Annotated in this window: 7 protein-coding genes; 5 read left to right on the top strand and 2 right to left on the bottom strand. The window is 49.8% G+C overall.

Annotated features, from left to right (window positions below; all coding sequences use genetic code 11):
* Positions 1-637: 637 nt before the first annotated feature.
* Positions 638-1,102: a hypothetical protein gene (locus B5F35_RS17235; RefSeq protein WP_087242828.1), complete on the top strand. Its 465-nt coding sequence runs from the start codon at positions 638-640 to the stop codon at positions 1,100-1,102.
* A 217-nt stretch (positions 1,103-1,319) separates the two neighbouring features.
* Here the strand turns inward: B5F35_RS17235 and B5F35_RS17230 are convergent, their stop codons facing one another.
* Positions 1,320-1,748, bottom strand: a complete 429-nt coding sequence (locus B5F35_RS17230) for an Hsp20/alpha crystallin family protein (RefSeq protein WP_087242825.1) — start codon at positions 1,746-1,748, stop codon at positions 1,320-1,322.
* Between the two features lie 358 nt (positions 1,749-2,106).
* Between B5F35_RS17230 and B5F35_RS17225 the strand changes: the two genes are divergently transcribed.
* The 4 genes from B5F35_RS17225 to B5F35_RS17210 are packed head-to-tail and all read left to right on the top strand — an operon-like array spanning position 2,107 to position 5,768.
* Positions 2,107-3,234 (top strand): phosphopentomutase, encoded by a 1,128-nt coding sequence (locus B5F35_RS17225; RefSeq protein ID WP_442856495.1) that lies wholly within the window; start codon positions 2,107-2,109, stop codon positions 3,232-3,234.
* A gap of 60 nt (positions 3,235-3,294) precedes the next feature.
* Positions 3,295-4,002: a purine-nucleoside phosphorylase gene (gene deoD, locus B5F35_RS17220; protein WP_087242823.1), complete on the top strand. Its 708-nt coding sequence runs from the start codon at positions 3,295-3,297 to the stop codon at positions 4,000-4,002.
* 14 nt (positions 4,003-4,016) lie between these two features.
* Entirely contained in the window at positions 4,017-4,436 is a 420-nt protein-coding gene (locus tag B5F35_RS17215; RefSeq protein WP_087242821.1) for a cytidine deaminase, read from the top strand.
* 24 nt (positions 4,437-4,460) lie between these two features.
* Positions 4,461-5,768, top strand: a complete 1,308-nt coding sequence (locus B5F35_RS17210) for a pyrimidine-nucleoside phosphorylase (protein ID WP_206424069.1) — start codon at positions 4,461-4,463, stop codon at positions 5,766-5,768.
* A gap of 105 nt (positions 5,769-5,873) precedes the next feature.
* Here the strand turns inward: B5F35_RS17210 and B5F35_RS18820 are convergent.
* Positions 5,874-6,325: hypothetical protein (locus B5F35_RS18820; RefSeq protein ID WP_162611474.1), on the bottom strand; the 452-nt coding region annotated here is incomplete at its 5' end.

The raw sequence follows: 6,325 nt of genomic DNA, 5'->3' as shown, positions 1-6,325 counted from the left end.
CAACCGGACTACGCCTGCTGACTTTAGTGTAGCAGATGCCGCCGTCCTATGCACTGCCTTTATTTTCATTCTCAGCTGTGATGGCATTTCATGAGGCGTTGAAAATAAAAATGGCCGATCCACGGGTGCCCGTCAAATTTGGGCATATGCTGAAAGCAGTCGTATGTTTATCTGCCTATCTATAGATGACTTCTATGACAGCGAGAATAAAATTATCAATATGAGCAGTGCCACTGGGGCCAATAATCCTTTTGGCGATCAATTTTATATTGACTTTGCGTTAGCGATAAAACAAAGTTTTTACAGATTGGATGAAAAACACTATGGTCCCTTTTATTTAAGTTCATCCATATATTGTAACAAACGAGAGATGATTCTTAATTTAAATGATCCTCGATTCCGCATTACTGAGCATGATAAGATAATTCCTGTTGGGAGAAAAGAATGGGAGCAAATGCAGAAAGAATGATTCTGACCGCCCCATACAGCGAGGAATGCCGGGAAGCAGCGCGGCAGTATGCCAGAGAACACAGCGTTGCAGACGGGTTGAAGTGATGTGAATTTGTTTATAATCTTGTACCATACTTTTCTCAAAGAAACCGAACGAAAAATTGGTACGTCTGAAGGAGAATAAACGATGATTGTAAAATGGGAGCCGTATTGGTACGAATTAGACCAATGTATTGTAGTAGGGGATATTGATTTGTTTTATTTGAGAAAAGATAACCTTTATTTTGCAAATGGTTTAAATTCGGAACTTTATGAACGCGAAGTCAAGGCGGAAATATGGAAGATTACCCATCCGGAATTAGGGGATATAAGAGGTATTATAACGATAGGGCTTGACTATTCAATCTATCTTAGTGATGAAACTGTAATCACTGTAAATGCGGAAGAAAATCCCGGTGAAATCTATGGTTCTCATTATGTTGTAAGTGAGTGGTGTTTTGATGTGCAAATCCATATCATTGAAAAAACTGGGTTAACAGCGATTGAACGAAAAAGAATGTACAATCATAATGAACAGAAAAAACGGTGGCAGGAACGTGTCAGAAAATACAAGGATTTATTAGGCTTATCAAAAGCAGATTGGGAATCTTGATTTTGCTGGAACAATTCCAATTTACCGAACCGAACAGATACCCAGCCCCACAACCAGACACATCAACTAAGCGAGCTATTTTCTTTCAAATAGTAAAAAAGCATGGAGGAGTCTGCTGAATTTGCAGACTCCTCCATGCTGTATTGCTGCCCCTTGTGGGGATTTTTTCGTTGCTTTCTGCATACAGAAATGCGGGGGCGATTTTTATGACTGCACTTTATTTGATTTCAATGCGCTGTGTGGTGGGCTGCTGTGCCGATTTCTTGGGCAGGTCCAGCTGCAGGACACCATTCTCATAGGAAGCGGAGATGTTCTGCACATCCACACCGGACACATCAAAGCTGCGGCTGAGGGAACCACAGCGGCGTTCACGGCGCACATAATTGCTGCCTTCCTGCTGTGTAACCTCCTCGTTGTGCTCCGCGGAGATGGTCAGGCAGTCTCCGTCCAGATCGATATGGATTTCCTCCTTTTTAAAGCCGGGCATATCGGCATGCAGCTGATAGCGGTCTCCGAGGTCCAGAATATCGGTGCGGCAGGGAGCGAAGCCATTGTCCTTTCCGGAGAAGAAATCACGTCCAAAATCATCGAAATAATGGAACAGGTCGTTGCTTCTGCGGTCAAAGGGAGTCATCATATTAAACATAAATCATACCTCCAAGTCGGCGCCTTGCGGTGCGATGTTTTATTTTTTTCTCGGGAACCTTTTGTTCCTTTGAACAATTCTTAGTATAGAGTGGGATTGTTAAGAATTTCAGCAAAAGCTGTGAACATTTTGTAAAAACTTAGCACTCTATAAAAAAGAGTGCTAATAATATCTGAAAAATCCCATGGATATCGCATTTTTAAAACTGTATTCTAAAATTGCAGCGGAAGGCTGGTAACTTCTGATGATTTGATTTATACTATTAAGAAAGATAGATTCTAAAAGATGTACGGAATGCACAGAGGGAGGGATTGGATTGAAGCCGATCAAACGTATTTTCCTGATTGTACTTGACAGCATGGGGATTGGCGAGGCACCGGATGCAGCTGCGTTCGGCGACGAGGGAAGCAACACCCTTGCGGCTATCTCCACAAGTCCGGAGTTTCATGTGCCGAACCTGAACCGTCTGGGGTTGTTTGCCATAGACGGCGTTACCTGCTGTCCGGCGGAATCCGCTCCGCAGGGGGCTTTTGCCCGCATGACCGAAATATCAAAGGGCAAGGATACCACGATCGGACATTGGGAAATCGCAGGTGTTATTTCTCCGCGTCCTCTGCCAACTTACCCCAATGGGTTCCCGACGGAGATCATCAAGGCTTTTGAGAACAAAACAGGGCGCAAAATCCTGTGCAATAAGCCGTATTCCGGGACGCAGGTGATTCGGGATTATGGACGGGAACAGGTGGAAACCGGGGCGTTGATTGTCTATACTTCCGCAGACAGTGTGTTTCAGATTGCTGCCCATGAATCGGTTGTCCCTGTGGAGGAGCTGTACCAAGATTGCAGAATCGCACGGGAGCTTTTGCAAGGGGAGCATAATGTCGGACGGGTGATTGCCCGCCCGTTTGAAGGCGAGTGGCCCTTTGTCCGCACAGCGCGCCGCCACGATTTTTCTCTGGAACCGCCGTCGGAGACCATGCTCGATCGTCTGAAAGCAGCTGGACGGGATGTGATTGCCGTCGGAAAAATTCACGATATCTTTGCAGGCCGGGGCGATACGGAGCACATTTTCACAGCGGGAAATGAGGAAGGGATTGCCCGTACACTGGAATGGGTGAAAAAGCCGTTTACAGGGCTGTGCTTTGTCAATTTGGTGGATTTCGATATGCTTTACGGGCATCGCAACGATGTGGACGGATATGCAAGGGCTCTTACGGTTTTTGACCATGCCCTGCCTCAGATTCTCGCAGGTTTGGGCGAGGGGGATGTTTTGATGATCACAGCGGATCACGGCTGTGACCCTGCTACGCCGTCCACCGATCATTCCCGCGAATACACGCCATGGCTGATCGCTGGTCCCTGTGTGCGTGCGGGGGTCAATTTGGGGACACTGCCCACCTTTGCGGATATTTCCGCAACCATTCTGGATGCTTTTGATCTGCCGGTGCTGAGTGGAACATCCCACACCGCACAGCTGTTCCTGTAAACAGAATACAAAGAAATACAAAAAAGCGGCTCCAGCCGCAGGGAAAGAGAGGAATTTTTTATGGCAACTCCGCATAACGCAGCTGAACTGGGCGCAATCGCCAAAACTGTTTTGATGCCGGGCGATCCTCTGCGTGCCAAATTTGTGGCAGAGACCTATCTGGAAAATCCGGTTTGCTTTAATACCGTGCGCAATATGCTTGGTTACACAGGAATGTATCACGGGAAACAGGTCTCAGTCATGGGAAGCGGCATGGGAATGCCCTCGATTGGAATTTATTCCTATGAGCTGTACCATTTTTACGGTGTAGAACGCATCGTTCGGATCGGGACAGCCGGTGGCCTGGGGGATCAGGTTCAGCTTCGCGATGTGGTGATTGGAATGGGAGCCTGTACAGATTCCAATTATGCGGCACAGTTCCGCCTTCCCGGTACATTTGCCCCCCTTGCAAGCTTCCGGCTTGTGGAGAAAGCGGTGCAGGCCGCACGGCGGATGAACGTCCCGGTTCAGGTGGGAAATGTGCTTTCATCGGATCTTTTTTATGGGGATGACGAAACATCCCTTGATACATGGAAAAAGATGGGCGTCCTCGCGGTTGAGATGGAAAGCGCAGCTCTGTATATGAACGCTGCTCGTGCTGGAAAGGAGGCGCTTGGTGTGTTTACCATTTCCGACTGTCCTCTGCGGGGAGAATCCCTCTCTGCGCAGGAGCGCCAGACAACATTCACCCAAATGATGGAGATTGCGCTGGAAACAGCAGCAGAATAAACGGAGGCGGGCCTGTGACATACGAAGAGAAAGAGCGGCTGGCGGCGTGTGCACTGCGAGCCAGAAAAAACGCATACACACCCTATTCACATTGGGCGGTGGGAGCCGCTCTGCTTGCGGAGGATGGCTCGCTGTTTCCCGGCTGCAATGTGGAGAACGCCGCTTATGGGCCGACCAACTGTGCAGAACGAACCGCGCTTTTTTCAGCGGTTGCGCAGGGAAAGAGGAAGTTTCGCGCCATTGCGATCGCGGGAGGACGCGAGGAAGAAGAGCCGTCCGGTTTTTGTCCGCCTTGCGGCGTGTGCAGACAAGCTCTCGCGGAGTTCTGCGGACCCGATTTTGAGATTCTGCTGGTCAAAAGCAATGCGGAAACACAGCTCCATACGCTGGGAGAGCTGCTTCCGCTTGCCTTTATACCCGAAAGCCTGAAATAAGGGCCTTTCTATGAGGAGAAAACAATGAGAATGTATGATGTAATCGCAAAAAAGCGCGATGGCGGTGAGCTTACCCGTGAAGAGATCGCCTATTTCATCCATGGCTATGTGAAGGGAGAAATTCCGGACTATCAGGCCAGCGCTTTGGCAATGGCTGTTTATCTGCGGGGAATGACAGCACGGGAAACCGCTTGGCTGACGATGGAAATGGAACATTCCGGCGATACGGTGGACTTGTCCTCTGTGGAAGGCATCAAGGCAGATAAACACAGCACAGGAGGGGTGGGAGACAAAACCACCTTTGTCCTCGCTCCGATCGTTGCTTCTCTGGGAGTCCGTATGGCAAAGATGAGCGGGCGGGGATTGGGACATACCGGAGGAACCATCGACAAGCTGGAATCCATCCCCGGTTTGCGTACGGATTTAAGCCGTGACGAATTTTTGGGAATTGTTCGTGACATCGGTCTGTGCATTGTGGCGCAGTCGGGAAATCTGGTACCGGCAGACAAAAAGCTGTATGCCTTGCGCGACGTTACCGCCACGGTGGAGAGTGTGCCTCTGATTGCTTCCAGTATCATGAGCAAAAAACTGGCGGCCGGTGCGGATTGTATTCTTCTGGATGTGAAAACGGGCAGCGGGGCCTTCATGAAAACGCTGGAGGAGTCCCGCGTTTTGGCGAAAGCTATGGTGGAAATTGCATCCCATGCAGGCAGACGGGCTGCAGCTCTGATCACGGAGATGGATCGCCCGCTGGGATGTGCCGTCGGGAATGCGCTTGAGGTAATGGAAGCCTGCGAAACTCTTCAAGGCCGCGGTCCGGATGACTTGACAGAGTTGTGTTTGGAGCTGGCTGCGGGGATCCTTGTAATGGCGGGAAAAGCTGAAAATCTGGAGCAGGCCGGAAGGCTGGCTCATGGGCAGATTGCCAACGGACAGGCGTTTGAAAAATTTCGGCAGATGGTACAGGCGCAGGGCGGTGATGTTTCCGCGCTGACCGATTATGATGCGCTGCTGGCCCCGGTGGTCCGATATGAGGTTCGGGCCAGGCAGGAAGGCTTCCTGCAATCGTTAAACACCGAGCAGTGCGGGATTGCTTCCGTTGCTTTAGGGGCCGGGCGGGAAAAGAAGGAGGATGCAATCGACTACAGCGCCGGGATTCTCCTGAAAAAGAAGCCGGGGGATTTTGTCCATGCAGGAGATGTTCTGGCTGAATTTCATGCAGCCTCTGAAAAGCTGTGCCATGATGCGGAAGAGATTTTCCAAAATGCTCTGCAATATGGAAAAGAGGCACCGCATCTGCGCCCTCTGATTTTGGATCGAATCGGATTTTGAGCTCCTCAATTTTTTATGAAATCAAAGAAATATAAAAGCGGCGCTGTGAAATTCCTTTTCAGGATTTCACAGCGCCGCTTTTTACTGCTTCAGAGAAACATAGGCTTATGCAACCACATCAACAATACACTGGCGATCCATGTTGGGACCGTCAGCAGATGCGTAAACACCGACTTGACCGGGAGCGATTCCCTTGAAGGTGATAAAGTAATCGTTTCCGACCTGAACGGTTTTGGTGATTTGCAGAAAATTGGTGTTTCCGGAGGCGAATTGCGGAGAACCACCGCCGGTAACAGTAAACTTGAAGGTGTATGTTGCGCCGACACGCAGATTAAACGGTGAAGTGGTGTCGGACTTGATGGTTTTGTTGGTGGACGTTCCCTTGCCGGTAGCGACGAAGGAACAGGTTCTGCCGTCCGCATCCTTGGTGGTGATAGTAGCCTGCCCTGCGCCCTGGTTGGTGATGGTGAAGAGGTAGCCGCCGTCACAGGTACCCTTGTAGGCGACAGAAACAGCGCTGGGGTTGGAAGAAGTGGCAGTAGGAGGGGTTGTGCTGC

The organism is Anaeromassilibacillus sp. An200 (assembly GCF_002160025.1).
Taxonomy (GTDB): domain Bacteria; phylum Bacillota; class Clostridia; order Oscillospirales; family Acutalibacteraceae; genus Caccousia; species Caccousia stercoris.
Note: the sequence above shows the minus strand (reverse complement) of the source record. Positions and strands in the feature narration are given on the sequence as shown.